At 66.0% G+C, this 19,067-nt stretch carries 21 protein-coding genes; 14 read left to right on the forward strand and 7 right to left on the reverse strand.

From position 1 onward, the window contains the following. Window positions 1–11: 11 nt before the first annotated feature. The gene (locus B1756_RS15310) at window positions 12–881 is read right to left on the reverse strand and encodes a universal stress protein (RefSeq protein ID WP_086889334.1); all 870 of its coding nucleotides are present in this window, start codon (window positions 879–881) and stop codon (window positions 12–14) included. Between the two features lie 150 nt (window positions 882–1,031). Next, window positions 1,032–2,243: a CBS domain-containing protein gene (locus B1756_RS15315; RefSeq protein ID WP_086889335.1), complete on the reverse strand. Its 1,212-nt coding sequence runs from the start codon at window positions 2,241–2,243 to the stop codon at window positions 1,032–1,034. A gap of 165 nt (window positions 2,244–2,408) precedes the next feature. Between B1756_RS15315 and B1756_RS15320 the strand changes: the two genes are divergently transcribed. Continuing rightward, window positions 2,409–2,861 (forward strand): universal stress protein, encoded by a 453-nt coding sequence (locus tag B1756_RS15320; RefSeq protein ID WP_086889336.1) that lies wholly within the window; start codon window positions 2,409–2,411, stop codon window positions 2,859–2,861. 70 nt (window positions 2,862–2,931) lie between these two features. Here the strand turns inward: B1756_RS15320 and B1756_RS15325 are convergent, their stop codons facing one another. Then, the gene (locus B1756_RS15325) at window positions 2,932–3,471 is read right to left on the reverse strand and encodes an Hsp20/alpha crystallin family protein (RefSeq protein ID WP_086889337.1); all 540 of its coding nucleotides are present in this window, start codon (window positions 3,469–3,471) and stop codon (window positions 2,932–2,934) included. 111 nt (window positions 3,472–3,582) lie between these two features. Between B1756_RS15325 and B1756_RS15330 the strand changes: the two genes are divergently transcribed. The 8 genes from B1756_RS15330 (at window position 3,583) to B1756_RS15365 (ending at window position 11,580) form a co-directional block, all read left to right on the forward strand. After that, window positions 3,583–5,061 carry an AMP phosphorylase gene (locus B1756_RS15330; protein WP_086889338.1) on the forward strand — a complete coding sequence of 493 codons (1,479 nt, stop codon included), beginning with the start codon at window positions 3,583–3,585 and terminating at the stop codon, window positions 5,059–5,061. Window positions 5,062–5,173: 112 nt separating this feature from the next. Continuing rightward, window positions 5,174–6,250: an NAD(P)/FAD-dependent oxidoreductase gene (locus B1756_RS15335; protein ID WP_086889339.1), complete on the forward strand. Its 1,077-nt coding sequence runs from the start codon at window positions 5,174–5,176 to the stop codon at window positions 6,248–6,250. A gap of 199 nt (window positions 6,251–6,449) precedes the next feature. Then, the gene (locus B1756_RS15340) at window positions 6,450–7,607 is read left to right on the forward strand and encodes an ABC transporter substrate-binding protein (RefSeq protein ID WP_086889340.1); all 1,158 of its coding nucleotides are present in this window, start codon (window positions 6,450–6,452) and stop codon (window positions 7,605–7,607) included. Between the two features lie 21 nt (window positions 7,608–7,628). Then, window positions 7,629–8,786 carry an ABC transporter ATP-binding protein gene (locus B1756_RS15345; RefSeq protein WP_086889341.1) on the forward strand — a complete coding sequence of 386 codons (1,158 nt, stop codon included), beginning with the start codon at window positions 7,629–7,631 and terminating at the stop codon, window positions 8,784–8,786. A gap of 2 nt (window positions 8,787–8,788) precedes the next feature. Then, window positions 8,789–9,721, forward strand: a complete 933-nt coding sequence (locus B1756_RS15350) for an ABC transporter permease (protein ID WP_086889342.1) — start codon at window positions 8,789–8,791, stop codon at window positions 9,719–9,721. After that, a complete protein-coding gene (locus B1756_RS15355; protein ID WP_086889343.1) occupies window positions 9,714–10,520 on the forward strand; it encodes an ABC transporter permease in 807 nt (268 codons plus the stop codon). The genes B1756_RS15350 and B1756_RS15355 overlap by 8 nt, the downstream gene beginning before the upstream one ends. A gap of 155 nt (window positions 10,521–10,675) precedes the next feature. Further along, window positions 10,676–11,080 (forward strand): universal stress protein, encoded by a 405-nt coding sequence (locus B1756_RS15360; protein ID WP_086889344.1) that lies wholly within the window; start codon window positions 10,676–10,678, stop codon window positions 11,078–11,080. An 80-nt stretch (window positions 11,081–11,160) separates the two neighbouring features. Next, on the forward strand, window positions 11,161–11,580 hold the full coding sequence (locus B1756_RS15365; protein WP_086889345.1) for a universal stress protein: 420 nt from the start codon (window positions 11,161–11,163) through the stop codon (window positions 11,578–11,580). Between the two features lie 59 nt (window positions 11,581–11,639). On the opposite strand, the gene B1756_RS15370 is transcribed toward B1756_RS15365, so the two are convergent. Next, window positions 11,640–12,245 (reverse strand): hypothetical protein, encoded by a 606-nt coding sequence (locus tag B1756_RS15370; RefSeq protein WP_086889346.1) that lies wholly within the window; start codon window positions 12,243–12,245, stop codon window positions 11,640–11,642. Between the two features lie 166 nt (window positions 12,246–12,411). Between B1756_RS15370 and B1756_RS15375 the strand changes: the two genes are divergently transcribed. From B1756_RS15375 to B1756_RS15390, 4 genes are all read left to right on the forward strand, one after another. Then, a complete protein-coding gene (locus B1756_RS15375) occupies window positions 12,412–13,716 on the forward strand; it encodes a DUF2238 domain-containing protein (RefSeq protein ID WP_086889347.1) in 1,305 nt (434 codons plus the stop codon). A gap of 81 nt (window positions 13,717–13,797) precedes the next feature. Further along, window positions 13,798–14,703, forward strand: coding sequence for a glycosyltransferase (locus B1756_RS15380; protein ID WP_086889348.1), 906 nt, complete (start codon window positions 13,798–13,800; stop codon window positions 14,701–14,703). Between the two features lie 85 nt (window positions 14,704–14,788). Then, on the forward strand, window positions 14,789–15,238 hold the full coding sequence (locus B1756_RS15385) for a universal stress protein (RefSeq protein WP_086889349.1): 450 nt from the start codon (window positions 14,789–14,791) through the stop codon (window positions 15,236–15,238). A gap of 108 nt (window positions 15,239–15,346) precedes the next feature. Continuing rightward, entirely contained in the window at window positions 15,347–16,204 is an 858-nt protein-coding gene (locus tag B1756_RS15390) for a universal stress protein (protein ID WP_086889350.1), read from the forward strand. Window positions 16,205–16,235: 31 nt separating this feature from the next. Here the strand turns inward: B1756_RS15390 and B1756_RS15395 are convergent, their stop codons facing one another. Next, the gene (locus B1756_RS15395) at window positions 16,236–16,733 is read right to left on the reverse strand and encodes a universal stress protein (RefSeq protein WP_086889351.1); all 498 of its coding nucleotides are present in this window, start codon (window positions 16,731–16,733) and stop codon (window positions 16,236–16,238) included. Between the two features lie 179 nt (window positions 16,734–16,912). On the opposite strand from B1756_RS15395, the gene B1756_RS15400 reads away from it, so the two are divergent. Further along, the gene (locus tag B1756_RS15400; RefSeq protein WP_086889352.1) at window positions 16,913–17,836 is read left to right on the forward strand and encodes a universal stress protein; all 924 of its coding nucleotides are present in this window, start codon (window positions 16,913–16,915) and stop codon (window positions 17,834–17,836) included. 55 nt (window positions 17,837–17,891) lie between these two features. Here the strand turns inward: B1756_RS15400 and B1756_RS15405 are convergent, their stop codons facing one another. Both B1756_RS15405 and B1756_RS15410 read right to left on the reverse strand, forming a co-directional pair. Beyond that, window positions 17,892–18,653: a proteasome assembly chaperone family protein gene (locus B1756_RS15405; protein WP_086889353.1), complete on the reverse strand. Its 762-nt coding sequence runs from the start codon at window positions 18,651–18,653 to the stop codon at window positions 17,892–17,894. 107 nt (window positions 18,654–18,760) lie between these two features. After that, window positions 18,761–18,988 (reverse strand): hypothetical protein, encoded by a 228-nt coding sequence (locus B1756_RS15410; RefSeq protein WP_086889354.1) that lies wholly within the window; start codon window positions 18,986–18,988, stop codon window positions 18,761–18,763. Window positions 18,989–19,067: the final 79 nt, after the last annotated feature.

A 19,067-nucleotide genomic window follows, 5' to 3' on the forward strand; every position in this document is an offset into this window, starting at 1 on the left:
CCCCCACTCGATCAGGACAACAGGCGCCTGAGCCTCGAGGGGACGGGATCGCGTCGCTTCGCGAGGATGACGGTGCCGGCGGCGTGTCGGCCGACGGCATTCGAGACCGTGCCCAGTAATCGCCGCCTGATCAGGCCGCCCTCGGAGACGCCGAGGACCGTCAGGTCGTGGTCAGCGGAGAGATCGGTCAGCGCGCTCGAGATAGACGACCTGCTGACGACCTCGCGTTCGACGTGGTCGACGCCGTCGAACCGCTCGGCCGTTCGGACCAGCAGGGCTTCCGCCTCGCCGTACTCGAGGTCGCCGTCCCCGGGATCGTGGACATGTGCCAGCGTGACGCTGGCATCACGTTCACGGGCGATCGAGGCGGCGACATCGGCCGCGTACGTTCCGTGTGGGCCGCCAGCGACGCCGACGAGGATCGATCCGATCGTCGGCGTCTCGGTCTTGATTCGCCTGACGAGGACGTCACACGGCGCCGACTGCAAGACGGCGTCGACGTGGTTTCCGAGGACGATCTGCTCGCGTGGCGGGCGACCCCGCCAGCCGAGGAGAATTTCGTCGACGTCGTACTCGCTCGCCGCCCCGACGATTCCGCGTGCGACACCGCGGGCCATTCGAACGTGTTCCTCGACGGGGACGTCGTGGGCGGCGACGCGCTCGGCTGCGTCGGCAACGAGTGTCTGGTGCTCGTCCTCGAGCAGATACCGCCGCCCGTCCGCGAGCGAGAGCTGTGACGGGACCTCGAGAACGAACAGCAGGTGGATCCGGGCGTCCCGGTCTCGAGCGAGGTCGATCGCCGTATCGAGCTGGCGCGTCGCCGTCTGTTCGTTGACGATCGGGACGAGAAGTGCTGGGTCGTCACCTGACGGCTCGGCCATCGGTTCCGAAGACGTCGTTCGCACGGGTATGCCTTCCCCTCGCTTTCAGCCGGTGACGATCGGCAACCATCAAAAAGAACACACCGAGACGGTCTCGGCTCGATCAGGACTGGTTCGGTCGTGGCACCGCTCCGTTCTCACGGAGACCGATCAGGACTGCAGCCACCAGCCGTAGACCTTCTCGAGGTCCTCGTCGGAGTGTTCTTTAATTCGGCTCGAGGGCTTGCCCTCGAGAATCTGGCGTTCGATGGCGTTCAGCGCGAGCGAGAAGGCGTGGCGGTCGCCGTAGCCTTCGTCGCTGGCGACGAACAGCCCCTTGTCGGTGAACAGGCGGATTCGGGCGTGAATCTGGGGAACACCGCGGAGTCGTTCGCGGTGCTCAGAGAAGTGGACTTTCGCCTCGAAGACGCGCATGTCGCCGAACTTCCGGGTCACGTTCTCGATACGCTCGGCGAGGCCCTCCCGGCTCGACTCGGCCATCAGATCGACACCGAAGACCTGCACGGGAAGCTGCTGCTCTTCGGTCCAGGTCAGTGACTCGAGCAGGTCGGTCTTGGTGACGATCCCGGCGAGCGAGCCGTCCTCGAGCAGGATCGACGAGGAGCCGCCGAACTCGAGCATCGTCTCGAGGACCGAATCGAGATCCTCGTCCGGACTGGCGGTGCCGAGCGTTTCTACCATCACGTTTCGGACGGGTAACTCGAGGAGGTCCGCGCTCTCGCCTTCGCGAGCACCGAACCCACCGTGGTGGCCCCCCTGACTCGCGTCCATGTGTTCTTCGGGGTCCCCACCCTGCGAACGGGTGAGTTCGCGGGTGACGAACTCGAGGACGTCGACGAGACTGACGATGCCGACGACGTCACCGTCGTCGTCGGGGTCGACGACCGGGAGGTGCTGGATGCGTTCCTTCCGGAACGTCGCGAGAGCCTTGCCGAGGTTCGTCCCGGGGTCGACCGAGACGAGGTCGGTCGTGGCCACGTCGTCGGCGTCGAGTACCGAGAGGTACGGCTGGACAGCCTCGAGCAGGTCGTCGGCGCGAACGACGCCCGAGACCTCGTCAGTGCCGTCTTCGACGACGGGGAGGAGTCGGGTGTCTCCGGCGATCATCAGCCGGGCGGCCTCTCGGACGTCTTCGTCCGGGCCGATCGTCGGCACCGGCCTGACGAGCGAGCGGGCCTTGCGCGTGTTCTTCTCGTGGGACGAGAGGACGTCACGGCGGGTGACGATCCCCTCGAGATCGCCGTCGCGAGTGACCAGCAGTGCTTTCCGATTCGAGTCCTCGAATGCCCCGCGGAGCTTCGAGACCGGCGTCGTTTCGTCGTAGGTGTCGAACGTCCGGTCGACGATGTCGGTCACGTCCATACCTGATCGTCGACCTCCCCGTACTTACCATTCATGTAAACTTCCCGCCGTCGGGTTGTTGGGGACAGATTTACTTCGACCAGTGAGCCGACTGGCGAGACTGACAGGCCCGGTCGGGACGGCAGAGAGCCGACACTATATACGCTGAGCCACGAAAGTGAGAGTATGTACGATCGGATCCTCGTCCCGACCGACGGGAGCGACTTCGCGGACGACGCCGCAGACACCGCCCTCGAGCTGGCAGCGACGCTCGATGCCCGCGTCGACGTCCTCTGCGTCGTCGAGACCGGGCCGCTCGGATCGGTAGCGTTGCCGGGTGACGGGGGAAGCGCCGCAGACGTCCTCGGGGAGCGAGCCGCGGAGTTCGTCTCGAGCGTCGCCGAACGCGGCGAGTCGCGAGGCGTTCCCGTCGAGACGGCGGTGCGCGACGGTACGCCGGTCAAGGAGATTCTCGACTACGCCGACGAGGTCGACGCGGACGTCATCGTGATGGGAACCCGGGGCCGCGGCGGCCTCAGTCGGATGATGCTCGGCAGCGTCACGGAGGGCGTCACCCGACACAGTGAGCAGGACGTCCTCGTCGTCGGCGCAGACCGGACTCCTGTGCTCGAGGAGTGACGAGAGGGCCACGACAGCGGGGCGGAACGGACCGCTCGAGTTCCGAGCCGGTCGGGAACAGCGGTCGCGATCAGTCGATGTCGATCGAGGTTCCACTGCGGGCGTCCGGGTCGGCCTTCGGAATCCGAACCGTGAGCACGCCGTTGTTACACGACGCCGAGGCACGCTCCTCGTCGACCGGCTCGGGAAGTCGAACGGAGCGCCGAAGGGAACGACGGGCCCGCTCACTCTTGATGTAGAACCCGTCCTCGAGTTCTGTTCCCGGCGCTGGCTCGCGTTCCGACGCCGTTTCGGACTCCGACCCCGACTCGAGGGTCTCCTGTTCTTCGTCGATTCCGGCCTGGTGGCTCGACTCCTTCTCGGCTTCGATGTGGACCGTCTCGGCGGCGATCCGGAGATCGATCTCGTCGGGGTCGAATCCCGGGACGTCCGCCGTCAGGACGAACTCGTCGCCGTGGTCGGCAAGGTCGACGCCCATCCGCGTCGTGAGGTCGATCTCGGAACTGCCGAACTGGCTCACGTCCCAGGTCTCGAGTGCATCCTCGAACTGCCGCTGGAGGCGTTCGAACTGTTCTTCCAGCCGTCTGAAGGGGTTACGGTCGGTGCTCATCGGATTCCTCCTCCATCCGTGACTGCACCGATCGACGGCTTGAAGCTTTCACCCGCTCGAGCGACGCCAGCCCAGTACCGTTTTCACCTCCCCGTGAGTCCATCCGAACCAATGGAACTCGAGGCGACGACGATCGACATCGGGACGACGCGCCCGCTGGTCCTGCTGAACACGGCCGACGCGGACGAACTGGGCGTCCACCCGCTCGACCGCGTCCGGATCTGGTGGAACGGCGAGACGACGACCGGGATCGTCAAGCGGACCGACGAACTGGTCGACGCCGGAACGGTCGGCGTCACCGAACCCCTCCACTACGTCTCGGGGCCGGTGGAGGTGAAACACGCCGGCACCCCACGGTCTGTCAGGTACGTGCGGAAGAAACTCGACGACCTCGAACTCGAGGCCCACGAACTCGAGTGCATCGTCGAGGACATCCACGAGAACCGCCTCTCGGACGTCGAGTTGTCCGCCTACGTCTCGGCGATCTACACCAACGGTCTCTCGCTCGAGGAGACCAAGCACCTCACGGAGGCGATGAGCGGCGTCGGCCAGCAACTCACCTGGGACGCGCCGGTCGTCGCCGACAAGCACTCGATCGGTGGCGTGGCTGGCAACTGCGTGACGCCGGTCATGGTCGCTATCGTCACCGAGGCCGGCCTCACGATGCCGAAGACCTCCTCACGGGCGGTGACCTCGCCGGCGGGGACCGCCGACGTGATGGAGGTCCTCTGTGACGTCGAGTTCTCGATCGAGGAGATCCAGTCGATCGTCGCGGAGACCAACGGCTGTCTGGTCTGGGGTGGCGGGGTCGACCTCTCGCCCGTCGACGACGAGATCATCCGCGCAGAGAATCCCCTCTCGATCGACCCCGACGGCCAGCTCATGGCCTCGGTTCTCTCGAAAAAACGCAGCGCGGGATCGACCCACGTCGTGATCGACGTCCCCTACGGCGAGGGGGCAAAAGTCGAGAGCATCGTCGCTGCCCGCGAACTGTCTGACGACTTCAAGCGCGTCGGCGACCACCTCGGGATGGACGTCACCTGCGCGATTACCCACGGTGCAGACCCAATCGGCCACGGAATCGGCCCCGCTCTCGAGGCCAGAGACGTCCTCGAGGTGCTCGAGGGCAGCGGACCGGAGTCACTCCGCCTGAAGTCCCTGCGGCTGTCGGAACTGCTGCTCGAGCACTGTGGCGTCGACGCCTCCGCGACCGAGATTCTCGATTCCGGGCGGGCGCTCGAGCGGTTCCGTCGGATCGTCGACGCACAGGGTGGGGACCCGACGATCCAGTCGACCGACGTCGAGCCGGGTGACGAGTCGGTGACGATCCGGGCCGATCGCGGCGGCATCGCCAGTCGCGTCGACAGTCGACAGATCTCCGACCTCGCACGGCGAGCGGGCGCGCCGCTCGATCGCGGTGCCGGCGTCGTCATCCACCAGTCCGCTGGCGACGCCGTCGACCCCGGCGACCGGCTGTTCACGATTCGTGCCGAGACGACCTCGAAACTCGAGGAAGCAGCGGAGTTGGCCGACGAACTCGAGCCGATCAGGGTGCGAAGCAAGGCCGACGCGTTGATCGAACGCCGGTGATCGGGCGGCGACCGGTCGATGCGGGCGACGAATCGCGCGCGCCGCAGGCGTCCACCGGGCCATCTCGCCCACGCAGACAGGTTTTTAGCTGGCCCACACTACTGTCCAATACATGTACGCGAACGACGGATTCGACTACGACGTGGCGGTCGTGGGGGGCGGCCCCGCTGGACTGACGACCGCCCTCTACACGACGCGACTGGGACTCGATACACTCGTCGTCGACCGAGGCGGCGGTCGTGCGGCGATGATGCAGGAGACGCACAACGTGATCGGCGTCCCCGAGCACGTCTCCGGCAACGAGTTGCTGCAGACGGCACGCGAGCAGGTCGAAAGCTACGGCGCGACGTTCGAGCGCGGGCTCGTCGAGGACGTCGAACCGATCGACGGCCCCGACTCGAGTCCGATCGATCGCGGCTTTCGCGTCTCGTTCGGGGACGAGACCGTCGACGTCTGCCGGGTCGCCCTCGCAACGGGCTTTGCCGACGAACGCCCAGATCCGCCGTTGCCGCGTACCGGTCGCGGTCTCCACTACTGTCTGCACTGTGATGCGTTCATGTTCGTCGACGAACCCGTCTACGTGATGGGAACGGGCGATTCCGCCGCCTACGTCGCGATGATCATGCTGAACTACACCGACGACGTCGACGTCCTCACCCGCGGCGAGGACCCAGAGTGGAGCGAAGAGACGGCTGCCATGCTCGAGGCCCACCCCGTCGACGTCGTTCGTGAGGAGATCACCGGAATGACCAGACGCGACGACGGCTGGCTCGAGTCCTTCGAGTTCGAAGACGGAACGACCCGCGAGTACACCGGCGGCTTCCCGATGTACGGCTCGAACTACCACGACGACCTCGTCGAGTCGCTCGACCTCGACCGGACCGAGGACGGCACCGTGGCGGTCGACGACGCTGGTCGAACGTCGGTCGACGGCGTCTACGCCGTCGGCGACCTCACGCCGGGGCACAATCAGGTTCCCGTCGCGATGGGCGAAGGCGCCAACGCCGGCATCGCGATCCACATGGACCTGCGGCCGTTCCCGCGCTCGCTCGAGGAGATCGAGGCCCGCGGTGACGTCTCGGAAGGCGACGTTCCCGCGATTTCGCCGGCGTTGCGGTCGACAGCGGTCGAACACGAGGGACACGCTGGTGCTGGTGTGGATCGATCCGAGACCGTCGCCGACGACTGAGACGGGCTACTGGATCGAGGTCCCGGACTATCCCCACCTCTGGGGTGGGCACCGATCCGAACACGAGTCGTACGATCGATCTCGAGACGGCTGATTCGCTCCGCCCGATTTCCGACTCGCTGGTGGCTGTGTTCGGGCTGTGCAACTCGCTCGAGTCCACAATCGTTTTATGTCACCATCCAAGAGAACCGGGGCACCAATGGCTGCAGACCCACAACGGGATGCAGATACCAACGAGACGAAGTCAGTGATCGAGTCGACAGCCAAATCCGACGGGTCGGGGACAACCTCCCGTCGTCGACTCCTGTCCGCGGCGGCAGCCGGTGGGGCAGCCGCACTCGCAGGGTGTGCCGAAACTTTTGCAGGCGAGGGTGCTGGCGACGACCAGTTGCGTGTGATGGTCTGGAGCGGCAACTACGCCGATCGCTTCGAGGAGGGACTCATTTCCCAGTGGGAAGCCGAACACGACGTCGGGATCGACCTCCGTCGTGGCTGGGGCGAAGTGTTAGAAGACATCCGGAACGCGCCGGCAGACGACCCGCCGTTCGACGTCACCGTCGCGGAGGGGAACTTCTACTACTACGGCCGGCAGGACGACCTCTTCGAACCGATCGACGTCGACAACATGTCGAACTACGACGAGATCATGGACTTCTTCACGGAGATCCGTGACCCCGAGTACGGGATGCCGGTCGACGGCGCACCATGTACGATCATCCACCGAGACGACGCCGACGTCGATCCGGAGGCGTGGGCCGACCTCTCTTCTGAGGCCGTTGCCGACAGCGCAGGCGTCGGCATCGACACCGGCTTCTGGTGGTACCCGATGTACGCCGCCGCCATCGGCATGGACGAGGAAGACGGCGCCGGCGAGATGTACGACGACGCGTTGCACGACGACGTTCTGGCCCGGATCGAAGACTGGGGCATCGAGGAGTGGGCCGCCTCTGGCGAGGACATCTGGCAGGCATTCGAGAACGACGTCATCGACGTCGCCCAGTGGTACTACGATCAGACGGCCTTCGACATCGACGATTACGACGGTCTCTCCCACACGATGCCCGAGCAGACGACTGGCTGGATCAACAACTGGTGTATCGTTCGGGGCACCGACATGCACGACGAGGCCGAGCAGTTCATCGACTTCCTGCTCGACGCCGACGTCCAGTCCGAATGGGCCCAGGACCACCCGATGATGTTCAGCAACGAGAACATCGACTACCCCGCGGAACTCGAGGACGACCTGCCGACCACAGACGAGGAGGCTCGACGTATCGCGTTCCCCGACTGGGAGTACCTCGCAGCCCACGACGCCGACCTCTCCGACGAGTTCTCGCGAATGCAACAGGGGTCCTAACGCGACTACACACCCAATCGTATGTCCGAAATCACGTTACTGGAACTCGAGAAACGGTACGGCGAGACGACCGCAGTCGAGGACGTCTCCGTCGAGATCACCGACGGCGAACTGCTGTGTTTGCTCGGGCCAAGCGGTAGCGGCAAGTCCACGACGCTTCGAATGATCGCCGGCCTCGAGACGCCGACGTCGGGAACGATCCGAATCGGCGGCGAGGACGTCACCGACCACCCAGCCTACGATCGAAACACCTCGACGGTGTTTCAGGACTGGGCGCTGTTCCCCCACAAATCGGTACTCGAGAACGTCGCGTTCGGCCTGAAGATGCGTGGCGTCCCGAAAGAACAACGCCACGAACGAGCCGAAGAGATGCTCGAGCGCGTCCAGATGAGCGGGTACGGGGACCACGATCCGACGAACCTGAGCGGTGGGCAGAAACAGCGCGTCGCACTCGCCCGGTCACTGGCGGTCAATCCCGACGTCCTGTTGCTCGACGAGCCGCTGTCGAACCTCGACAAGCGCCTGCGTGAGGACATGCAGATCGAACTCCGTGAGATTCACGAGGATCTCGAGGAGACGTTCGTCCACGTCACCCACGATCAGGACGAGGCGTTCACGCTGGCCGACCGCATCGGCATCATGAACGAAGGCGAGTTGATCCAGGTCGGTGATCCAGACGAGATCTACGAGAACCCGAAAAACCGCTTCATCGAGGGCTTCCTCGGCGACACCAACTTCGTCGAGGGGACGGTCAGTTCCGTTGGCCCTGACATCGTCACCGTCGAGACGGCACTTGGCGCGGAGCTGACGATCCCGACGAACGGCGACCACGAGGTGACCGAGGGGACGGAGCTGGAACTATCGTTGCGCCCCGAGATCCTCTCGATCGACCTGCTGGCGTCGGACGGCGACGCGGCAGGCGACACTGGCGGTGCGGAACGCGAGCGGTCCATGCTTGCCGACGGCAGCGCGCTGAACGCCGTCACCGGGACGATCGACAACGTCCTCTATCGGGGCTCGACCGTTCGCTACTCCGTCTCGGTCGGAGACTCGTCCGTATTCGTCGAACGCACGGACACCACCGAGGAGACCCTGTCGGCCGGCGACGAGATTCGTATCGAGTGGAACGGCGACGACGTGCTCGCGTTCCGCACCGACGGAACGCGGGTTGAACTGTAGCGATGTCGGGTGCGAACACCGATTCCGGGCTCGTGGGACCGATCAGCGCGGCGCGTTCGGCCCTGCCCACGCTCTCGGAGCTGTCGCGTTCGAACCGGTCACTGCTACTGATGGCACCGTTGCTCGTCTTCGAGGTCCTGATCTTCGTCGTTCCGTTCGCCATCCTGTTGCGGATCAGCCTTACTGACGGGTCGAGCGATCACGTCTACGAACCCGGAACCTGGTCGCTCGAGTCCTACGCAACCGTCTTCAACAGCGACCTGCTGCACAGCATCATCCTGTACTCGTTCGTCCTCGGGGCGATCGTGACTGTACTGTCCGTCCTCATCGGACTGTTCTACGCCTACGCGATCTGGCGCTCGAGCGGGGTCGTCACGTCGCTGTTGTTGCTGTCGGTGGTCATGCCGCTGCTGACCACGCTGGTCATCAGGACCTACGCGTTCAATCCGCTGTTGTCGCCGACGGGAACGGTCAACGACGTCCTCCTGTCGGTGGGGCTGCTCTCTGAGCCGATCCAGTTCGTCCCTGCGACGGTGGGTGCCATCGTCGGGCAACTGTACATCGTCCTTCCGTACGCCGTGCTGGCGATCTACAGCGTGATGGCGACGATGGACTGGGGCCTCGTCGAGGCTGCCAGGGATCTGGGTGCGAGCCGACCGCGGTCGTTCGTCGAGGTCGTCTTGCCGCAGGTGATGCCGGGGATCATCGTCGCCGCGGTGATCTCCTTCGCCTGGAGCGTCGGTGCCTACGCCGCGCCGGACCTCCTCTCGAACGGCATCACGTTCGCCGTCCACGCGGAGGACCTGATGATCGGCGACATGCGCTACTCGCTGGCGGCTGCACTGTCGGTCGTCATGCTCGTGTTGATGCTCGTCAGCGTCGCCATCATCTCGGCCGTCCTCAACTTCTTCGGAGGTGACTTCGATCTTGCATAGAGAAACCCTCGAGACTCTCGCGTTCCGGACTGGCTACCTCACGCTGTTCGCGCTGTTGCTGTTACCGCTGCTGGTCGTCGTCGCGACGTCGTTTGCGGCCTCGGGGCGGCTGGCGTTTCCGCCGGAGAGCTACTCGCTCGTCTGGTACGGCGAGTTCTTCGGCGACGTTCGCTGGCTCACGGCCTTCGAGAACAGCATCATCGTCGGCGTGGGGACGGCGATCCTCGCGACCGTTCTCGGCGTGCTGGCTGCGTTCGGACAGGAGATCGACGACGGGAGTCGGATCGGCTCGATCGTCGGGCCGCTGGTCCTGATCCCACTGTTGATCCCGCCGGTGATCCTCGGCATCACGCTGTTGATGTACTTCAGCGAACTCGGCATCCGCGGCTCGTACGTGACCCTCGTGCTCGCTCACACCCTGTGGGCGACGCCGCTGGTCTACTTCGTGATGCGGTCGGTGTTCAGCCGCTTCGACTGGCAACAACTCGACGCGGCCGCCGACCTCGGTGCGGGACCGATCCAGTCGTTCGTCCACGTCGTCCTGCCGAACGTGAAACAGGGAGTCTTCGTCGGCGGGCTACTGGCGTTTATCATCAGCCTTCAGGAGTTCGTGATGGCGCTGTTCCTCTCGACGGCGAGTACGGAGACCATCCCCGTCCTCGCCTGGACGGAGATCCGACAGGCACTCGACCCGATGGTCAGCGTCGTCTCGACGTTCCTCATCCTGTTCTCGCTCGTCGCTCTCGTTCTCGCCGCACTCGCGACGAACTTAGAGTGGGTCTCGAGGCAACTGTCCTGACCGGTCCCCTCTCTTCCCGGTTCTCGCTCGGAGATACGTCCGTTCTGGATCATCACCGGCAGGCGTGAGCGTTTCTCGTGAGGACGAACAGTCTCGGCGAGACCACCGGCGTCGTTGAAAGATATTAGTAGTCGACCGTGGTCGAACTGACAGGCATGTACGAGTCGATTCTCGTCGCGACGGATGGCAGCGAACCCGCAAACCGGGCCGTCGAGTACGCCGTCGATCTCGCATCGTCGTTCGACGCCGACCTCCGCGTCGTCTCCGTCGTCGACACGCGACGGTACGGCGACTCGATGCTCTCGGATTCGTCCGCCGTCGTCGACGATCTCGAGAACCGCGCCGAAGACGTCCTCGAGGACGCCGCAACGCGAGCGGATCTCGACGTGCGCACTGTCCTCCGCCGCGGTCGTCCACACACCGAGATCGCAGCCGTTGCCGACGAGGCGAACGTCGATCTGATCGTGCTCGGCAATCGCGGCCTCGACTCGAGTGGCGAAATCGGCAGTACGGCCGAACGCGTCGTCCGGAACGTCGATCGGCCCGTGTTGACGGTCTGATCGAGGAAATCGAACAGGCGATCTGTCAGCCGAGCCAGTGTGAGCTATTTCACCGGGTTCGACGTGACTACGGACGGAGGATGTTCGAGACGATACTGGTCCCGACTGACGGCAGCGATCCGGCGAACCGGGCGGTCGAACACGCCCTCGAGCTCGCCGACCGATACGACGCCGCGGTACACGCGATGTACTGCGTCGAAACCCACCGATACGGCGAGCCCGCGCTCAGTAGCACGGAGATCGTCCTCGACAATCTCGAGGACCGGGGGGCGGCGATGCTCGAGGACCTCGCCGATCGCGCGGACAACGTCGGCGTCGAGTGTAGCTGGCACGTCTGTCACGGTCGGCCGTGGGAGGCCGTCCGTGAGACGGCCAACGAACGGGACGCGGACCTGATCGTGATCGGCTATCAGGGACAGAGCCACCAGCGTACGCGCCGGATCGGCAGCGTCGCCGAGCGAATCGTTCGCAGCGCCGATCGGCCGGTGCTGACGGCCTGAGCCCGACGTGTCGGCACGTCCCGGCTGGCCGTTCCCGCCCCGAAGCGTTTCTGGGAACCTCAGGCCTCGAGATATCGAGCGGGCACGTACGGCACGAACGGTTCGGGAACGTACGCGGCGAGCCGTTCGGCCAGTGTCGCGAGCGGTTTCCGGAGGAGGACGTAGACGGCCGAAACCGTAAGCAACGCGAGGGCGATCACCGACGCGACCTCGAGGCTGGCAGCGACGACGACTCCAGCGCCGACTGCCGCGAGGCCGAGGTCTTCCGGCGCACCGTCGTACCGGACCCAGCGGCGCGGCGAAATCCAGCGGTCGTGATAGTGGCTGTAGACGGCCCGATTGGACGTCCCCTCCCACGGGCGAAGCTCGAGGCCGGCACCGGCGGCGTCGGTGACCGCGTGGAGCGCCGCCGCGGCGAGTCCAACCGCGAAGGCGACGGTGAGCGTCGAGGGGGCGACGAGTGCAAGGCCGATCGCCAGGAGTGTGGCGAGCGTCCCGTAGACGGGGTAGTGAAGCGTCTTTCTGTGGCCCGCGTAGAGGTCGAGGTCCGGGGCGAGGCCGCCGATAAGTCCGGCGAGGACCGCGGCCGGGGCGAACTCGGGTGCGACTGCGAGGACCGGTACTGCGAGTGCCATCCCCCACAGCGCGTGGGTCGTCGCCATCATCGTGTCCTTTCATAGGCGACGAGATTATATGTACGTTCCGCCGACGTGTGAGACGTCCGCACACTCACGACCACGTAGTCGGCCGCGCTCGCTGTCGGCTCGTACACCTTCTGTCACGAGCCGTCGATGGACAGGGATATACTGGTTCGATGACAAGGCTTCGAACGTGACTCGTCCGGACGACCTCGGTGGCCTGCTCTCCGAGACCGAAACCAACGCGGTCATCGGCTGGTTGCTGGCGGCGATTCTCTGGCTCACCGCCGTGGCGACCGTCCTCGAGGGCCGATACGACTGGACCGTCATGACAGTAGCCGTGGTCGTTCTCGTGCTCGTTCCGGCAATCCAGTTTCGAAACCCCCGCGTGATGCCGCCGTGGGAACTCGTCGCGATCGTCGCCGCACCGGGCGTCTGGCAGGGGCTGTTCGGCCGGGCCTTTGCCACCGAAATCGCGACCTACCTCGCGGTCGCTGCACTCGCGCTCCTGATCGCCGTCCAGTTACACCTCTTCACTGCCGTCCGGATGAACCACGGGTTCGCGATCGTCGTCGTCGTCCTGACGACGTTCGCCGTCGCCGGTCTCTGGAACGTCCTCCAGTGGAGTGCAGACATCCTCTTCGGAACGTCCTACGTCCTCGACGGGCGCTCGGTCGACGCCGTGAACGCGACCGTCATGATCGAGTTCATCTACGCTGGTATCGCGGGAATCGCCGCCGGGATCCTCTTCGACCTGTACTTCAGGTCCCGCGCCGGCGACCCGACCGCCCGAACGGCCGTCCCGCCGAAACCGCTGCCCGAGGAGGAGCGAACCTCCCCGGACGGCGAGCGCGTCCTCCTGCGTGACCGACTCGGAATCTCGCCGACACGCCAGTACCAGCTCAGCCGGGCGATGCAGGTCGTGCTCGTGGGCGTCTTTCTCTGGGGGCTGTACGCGCGGGACCTCCCGACGATCGCCAACGCCGCCGTCGCACTCGCGATCACGTTCGTCCCTGCCATCCTCGAGCGCGAGTACGACCTCGAGATGGACGCGGGACTCGTCCTCTGGATCACGACGGCCGTCTTCTTGCACGCGCTCGGCTCGGCCGGCCTGTACGACGCGATCGACCCGTGGGATCACCTCACCCACGCACTGTCGGCGTCGGTCGTCGCCGCCGCTGGCTACGCCTTCTTCCGGGCGGTGCACCTCCACAGCGATCGCGTCCACATCCCGGAGAAAGTGATGCCCGTGTTCATCCTCGTCTTCGTCCTCGCTGCGGGCGTCGTCTGGGAAATCCTCGAGTTCGTCATCGACCAGAGTGCGATCGTCCTCGAACTGGACGCCGTCCTCGCCCAGTACGGGATCCACGACACGATGGTCGATCTGGCGTTCAACCTCGTCGGTGCGATCATCGTCACGGTGTGGGGAACGGCGTACCTCACCGACGTCTCGGAGTCGATCGCCGAGGAGTTCGACGAGCGATTCGGCACCGGATGACCGACCGCGCAGCGACGGGGGTACTCTCAGCCAACGCGAGTCGGCGACACCCTTAGCCCGCCCGACGGTGACGATCCGTCGATGGCGACCGTCATCCTCCCGACGATCGAGTGGGCGCGCTCCTGTGAGCAACTCGCTCGTCAACTCGGGGCCGACGACGAATTGCTGGTCGTCTGTGACAGCGAGGACGATCCGGTCGCGAGCGCCGACCTGCCCGCCGAGGCCGACCTGCTCATCGCGGGCGACCCCGAGGGCTGTTCCGGGAAGGCAAACGCCGTCGCCTACGCCCTGGAACGTGCCTCACATGACCGAATCGTCCTCACCGACGACGACGTCGACCGGGACGACGACTGGCTCGAGACGATCGTTCGACTGGGTGAGTGCCACGGGACAGCGACGGCCATCCCGGTATTTGTGAGCGACGACTATCCGTTCAGACTGTTCGAACCGCTCTGTCTGATCGTCGCCTCGTTCGTGGTCGACCGAACGAACTGGGTGACCTGGGGCGGTGGCGTCACCTTCGATCGCCGCGACATCGACCTCGAGGGGTACGTCGCGGACCTTCGGCGGACGGTCTCCGACGACGCCCTGCTCGCGACCTACGTCGACGAGGTGGCGACCTCGCCCGCGCTCGTCAACGAGGTCGACGTACCGGGCGGTCCACGTGCGACCTACGAACGGCTGACCCGGTTCGTGACGATCTTCTACCGATTCGCGCCGGTCCGCACCGTCGCGACGCTCGCGGTGTTTCTCGCCACCTTCCTCCTCGGCGTCCTGTTTCCCCTGCTGGTCGGCGTCGGCGTGACACTGCTGGCGCGCTCTCAGTACCGGAGACTCGACGTCGACCGGTCGACCTGGCTCTTCGCGGTCCCCTCGCTCGTCCTCGCGCCGATTCTCGGCGTCGTCGGGATTCGCCGGCGGACGTTCGTCTGGGCCGGACGACGCTACCGCTGGGACGACACCTTCGACGTCACCGTCCTCGAGTGAGCTGGAAGAAGCCGTCCGGTTCCCGTTTGCGACGCCGTGGGAACGGTGACCACGCTTTAGGTAATTCGACGGTGTAGGACCGATCATGAAGTCTCTCGTGGCAGTCGACGGTTCGGAGGAATCGGAGCGGGCACTGGCCTACGCCACCGACGTCGCCGACGCGATGGACGGCTCGATCACGGTCGTCCACGCCGTCGACCCGTCCGTCTACGATCTCGGCGGGATGGAACCGATCGCCTCGCTCGCCGACGCCGACGAGCGACTGGTACTCGAGAACCTCGAAGACGCCGAGAGTCGAGCGATGACGGTGCTCGAGGAGGCCGTCGACCTCGCCGAGGAACTCGGCAGCGACGTCGAGGCCGACCTGCTCTACGGCGATCCGAAACGGGAGATTCCGAACTACGCCGCCGAGGAGGGATTCGACGCGATCTACGTCGGCCACCGCGGGCGCTCGGAGCGGGTCGAGGTGCTCGTCGGCAGCGTCGCCAAGACGCTCGTCGAGCGGGCGGACGTTCCAGTCACCGTCGTGCGCTGAGGCAGGCCGACACGTCGTCACCGCGCCCAAAAATATCACCGAACCTCAGTGCTTCGGCTCGGAACAGGCTCCAACAGAGCAAAGGATACCCTGACTGTACTGGGTGGTATGTACGACGACATTCTCGTCGCAACCGACGGCAGCGACCTCGCCGCCGCGGCTGCCACCGCCGGCATCGAACTCGCCTGCGTGCTCGAGGCGCAGGTTCACGCCGTCGCGGTCGTCGAGGACGGTCTCGAGGACAATGCCGCCCGTCGAAAGCGCCGCAAGCGCGACGCCGAGACGATCGCAGAGCGCGCGAGCGACGCCGGTTGTTCGGTCGACGCTGTCGTCCGGGCGGGCAGACCTGCAACCGAGATCCGCTCGTACGCCGAGGCAGCAGACGTCGACGCGATCGTTCTCGGGACCCACGGCCGATCTGGCATTCAACGAGCGGTGCTCGGGAGCGTCACCCTCGAGGTAATCCGGGAGGCAAGCCGGCCGGTGCTCTCGATCGGTCCCGACGCGACCGACGCGGCCGGCGAGTCGATCGACGACGTCTGGCTCGCGACCGACGGCCGTTCCGGTGCCCGGGCGGCGACCGATCACGCACTGGAGCTGGCAGACGCCTGTGACACAGCGCTGCACGCCCTCTATGCGGTCGACGCCGACGACCCCCACATCGCGGAGGCGTTCACCGAACACGGCGAACAGACGATCGACGACGTCACAGCGCGCGCCGACGAACGCGACCTCGAGGCGACCGGAACCGTCGCCGAGGGACCGGCCCACGAGGTCGTTCTCGAGCACGTCGCCGGGTCCGCACGCACCAGCGAGGACGCCGATGGCGCGTCGACCGGTCTGCTCGTCGTGGGCACCGAGGGCAAGTCCACCCTCGAGCGCCTCGTCGTCGGCAGCACGTCACAGCGTCTCGTCGCGAACGCACCCGTCCCCGTGTTGACCGTCCGGACGGTCGAGGAGCCCTGATCCAGACTGGCAACGGTGTCCGATCGCCGACTCACGTCCCGTCGCCGACCGAGCCGTCACCGTCGACCTGCTCGAGCAACGCCTCGAGTCGTGGCTGCTCGGACTGTCTGACGACGTAGACGTCGTACTCCTCGTCGCCGGCGACGTGGACGCCGACGCTGGTCAGCGGCGTCACGACCCGGCCGACGTTGTCGCTGCCGAGGAAGACGACTGTCGGCTCCTGTTCACGGACGAGTCGTTCGATGTGGGCAGCGAGGCGATCCCCCGGCGGGAACTCACGGATTCGCTCGACCGCGAACGCGGCGTCGGCTGCGATCGACAGCGCCCGGGTCCTGAGATCTTCGACCACTGCGTCGACGTCGTAGGGCTCGTCCTCGTCGATCCAGCCCTTCTCACGGGCGTACCTGGTCCGCTCGGGGACGACCGAGACGACCGAAACCTGTTCGTCGAGGGCAGCGCCGAATGCGGCGGCGCGCTCGAGTGCGGCGTCTGCGAGTGGCGAACCATCGTAGGGAACGACGAACGTCATACGTCTGCCACCTCGAGCGCACTCATAATAGTGTCGCGTCTGGTTCGATCGGGGGCGGTCGCTCCGCCAGCAGGACCCGGACGGCGACGACACTCGTAGCCGCCGTCGGGGTGATCGCAGACCACGATCGGAGCGGATACCCGGTACTGTTTTCCGAGTTACCGACGAATCCATCGCCCATGACCGACACGGTGATCGACTCGATTCTGATCCCGACCGACGGAAGCGAGGGGGCATCGACCGGCGCGAAACGGGGACTCGAGGTAGCCGACGCACTCGAGGCGACCGTGACCGTCCTCTCGGTCGCCGACGCGTCCGCGCTCGAGGGAGCTGCGGGAGTCCTCGAGTCGAACGTCGAGAGCCACCGGGACGCGCTCGAGGAGTCGGCACGGTCGGCTGCTGGAGACGTCGAGAGTGTCGCTGCCGACCGGTTCCCCGACCTCGAGGTACGCGTCGAGACCGAGCGCGGGACGCCAGCACAGGTCGTCTCGGAGTACGTCGACGAGGTCGACGCCGACCTCGTCGCGATGGGAACCAGCGGGCGCAGCGGACTCGAGCGCGCACTCCTCGGGAGCGTCACCGAGGCCGTCCTCCGGACGGTGAGTGTCCCGGTGCTCGCGGTGCCGCCGTCGGCAACAGAACGGTCGCTGTCACGCGATGCCGTCGAGGACGTTCTCCTGCCGACCGACGACAGCGAGGGCGCGCTGGCGGCCGTCGACGTGGGTCTCGACCTCGCCGACGAGTACGACGCGCTGGTACACGCCGTCTACGCGGTCGACACGCGTCGGTTGCGGGGCGCGAGCGTCGCGACCGGCGCCGTCGACCCGAGCGACCTGCTGTCGGACCTCGAACGTGCCGGCGACGAGGCACTCGAGGTCGTCCGTGAGCGAGCGCGAGAGCGCGGCGTCAGCGTGGCCGGCAGGCTCGCTAGCGGCTCCGCCGCCGAGGCGATCCTCGAGGCGGCCGACGAGACTGGAAGCGACCTCGTCGTGATGGGCACCCACGGCCGGTCGGGCCTCGAGCGGCAGTTGATCGGTAGCGTTACCGAGAGCGTCGTTCGCGGGGCCGAGGTGCCGGTCTGTTGTGTCCCGATAGAGGGGTAGGTTCCCGGGGGATCGTCGTCACTGGTTCGTTCGCGCGCCTACTCCGCGGTCGCCTTCACTGGAACATTCCGGTCTGGACCTGTTGCTGTTGCTGGCCCTCTTGCTCGGCCATCTGCTGGTACTGAGTAGCAACCTGTTCCATTCGCTGTCTGATGTCGTCGGCCTGCTCCTCGAGCGCCGTCGTGTCGACGTCGAACTCGACCAGCGGCTCGAGTGCGGTCTCGATGACCGACTTCGCCGCCTGCGGGTCAGGCAAGAACGGATGTGAGCGCACGATCAGCAGTGCGGCGGGGACCTCCGCCTGATAACACTCCCTGACGAGCGCGCCGGTGATTCCGCCGACCAGCCCGTTTTCGTCGGGGACCCTCACGCCGGCATCGAGCAGGTCCTCTTTGATCGATTCGGTCGTCGCGACGCCGGTCACCTCGCCGATCTGGTCTTCCGATTCTGCGGGTGCGCCGGCGAGGAAGATCGCCCGGTCGAACCGGTCGGCCAGTTCCTCGAGAACGCACCGGGAGAGCGGTTCGAACGCCGACTGAGGCAGTGCGAGGTCGCTCTCGAGGGTCATCACGTCGGGGTCTGAGCCGGCGTAGACGCGAACGAGGTCCTGAACGGTACCGTCCTCGAAGGTGACCACTGGCGGGAACGCGTCCGAGGCGACGTTCCCGTAGTGCTCGAGGCCCAGCTGGGAGGTGATCTGGTCGACGGCGATCGCTGCGACGAGCCCGTGGCCGGGGAGGCCCTCGATGAGCGTCGGTGACTCGGCGTCGATCGACGTAACCTGTTCGAACGAGGCGGCTGGTGACTGGTCGGTCATGTGGGCGGCCCTACGACTTCCAGTGACATACGAGGTTTGGCTTCCCTCGCTACCTCACGGACACACACGGGTCCACGGCCGCGGGGACGATCTGCGAGCGACGGCGATTATCGCCGGTCCAGCGTGGTCTGAAGGGCTGCTTCGTGGATCGTCGGCCCCTCGTCGTCGGAGGGATGCCACCGGTCACCAGCGCGGTCGAGGACGGTCACGTCGCCACAGTGTGTACAGATCTGCGGGTAGACCGGAACGCCGTCGCCCGTCACGACGACCTCGAGTTCGCCGGGGTGTCGCCAGTCGTGGCCGTAGAGTCGGCAGTGCCAGGTTCCAGGACTCATACGTGAGACTCCGTGCTCGAGCGTGGTAAGGCTCTGCATCCGTCGGATTGCTGGCTCGTTGCCCTCTCGAGCCCAGCGA

Source organism: Natrarchaeobaculum aegyptiacum (genome assembly GCF_002156705.1).
GTDB classification, from domain to species: Archaea; Halobacteriota; Halobacteria; order Halobacteriales; family Natrialbaceae; genus Natrarchaeobaculum; species Natrarchaeobaculum aegyptiacum.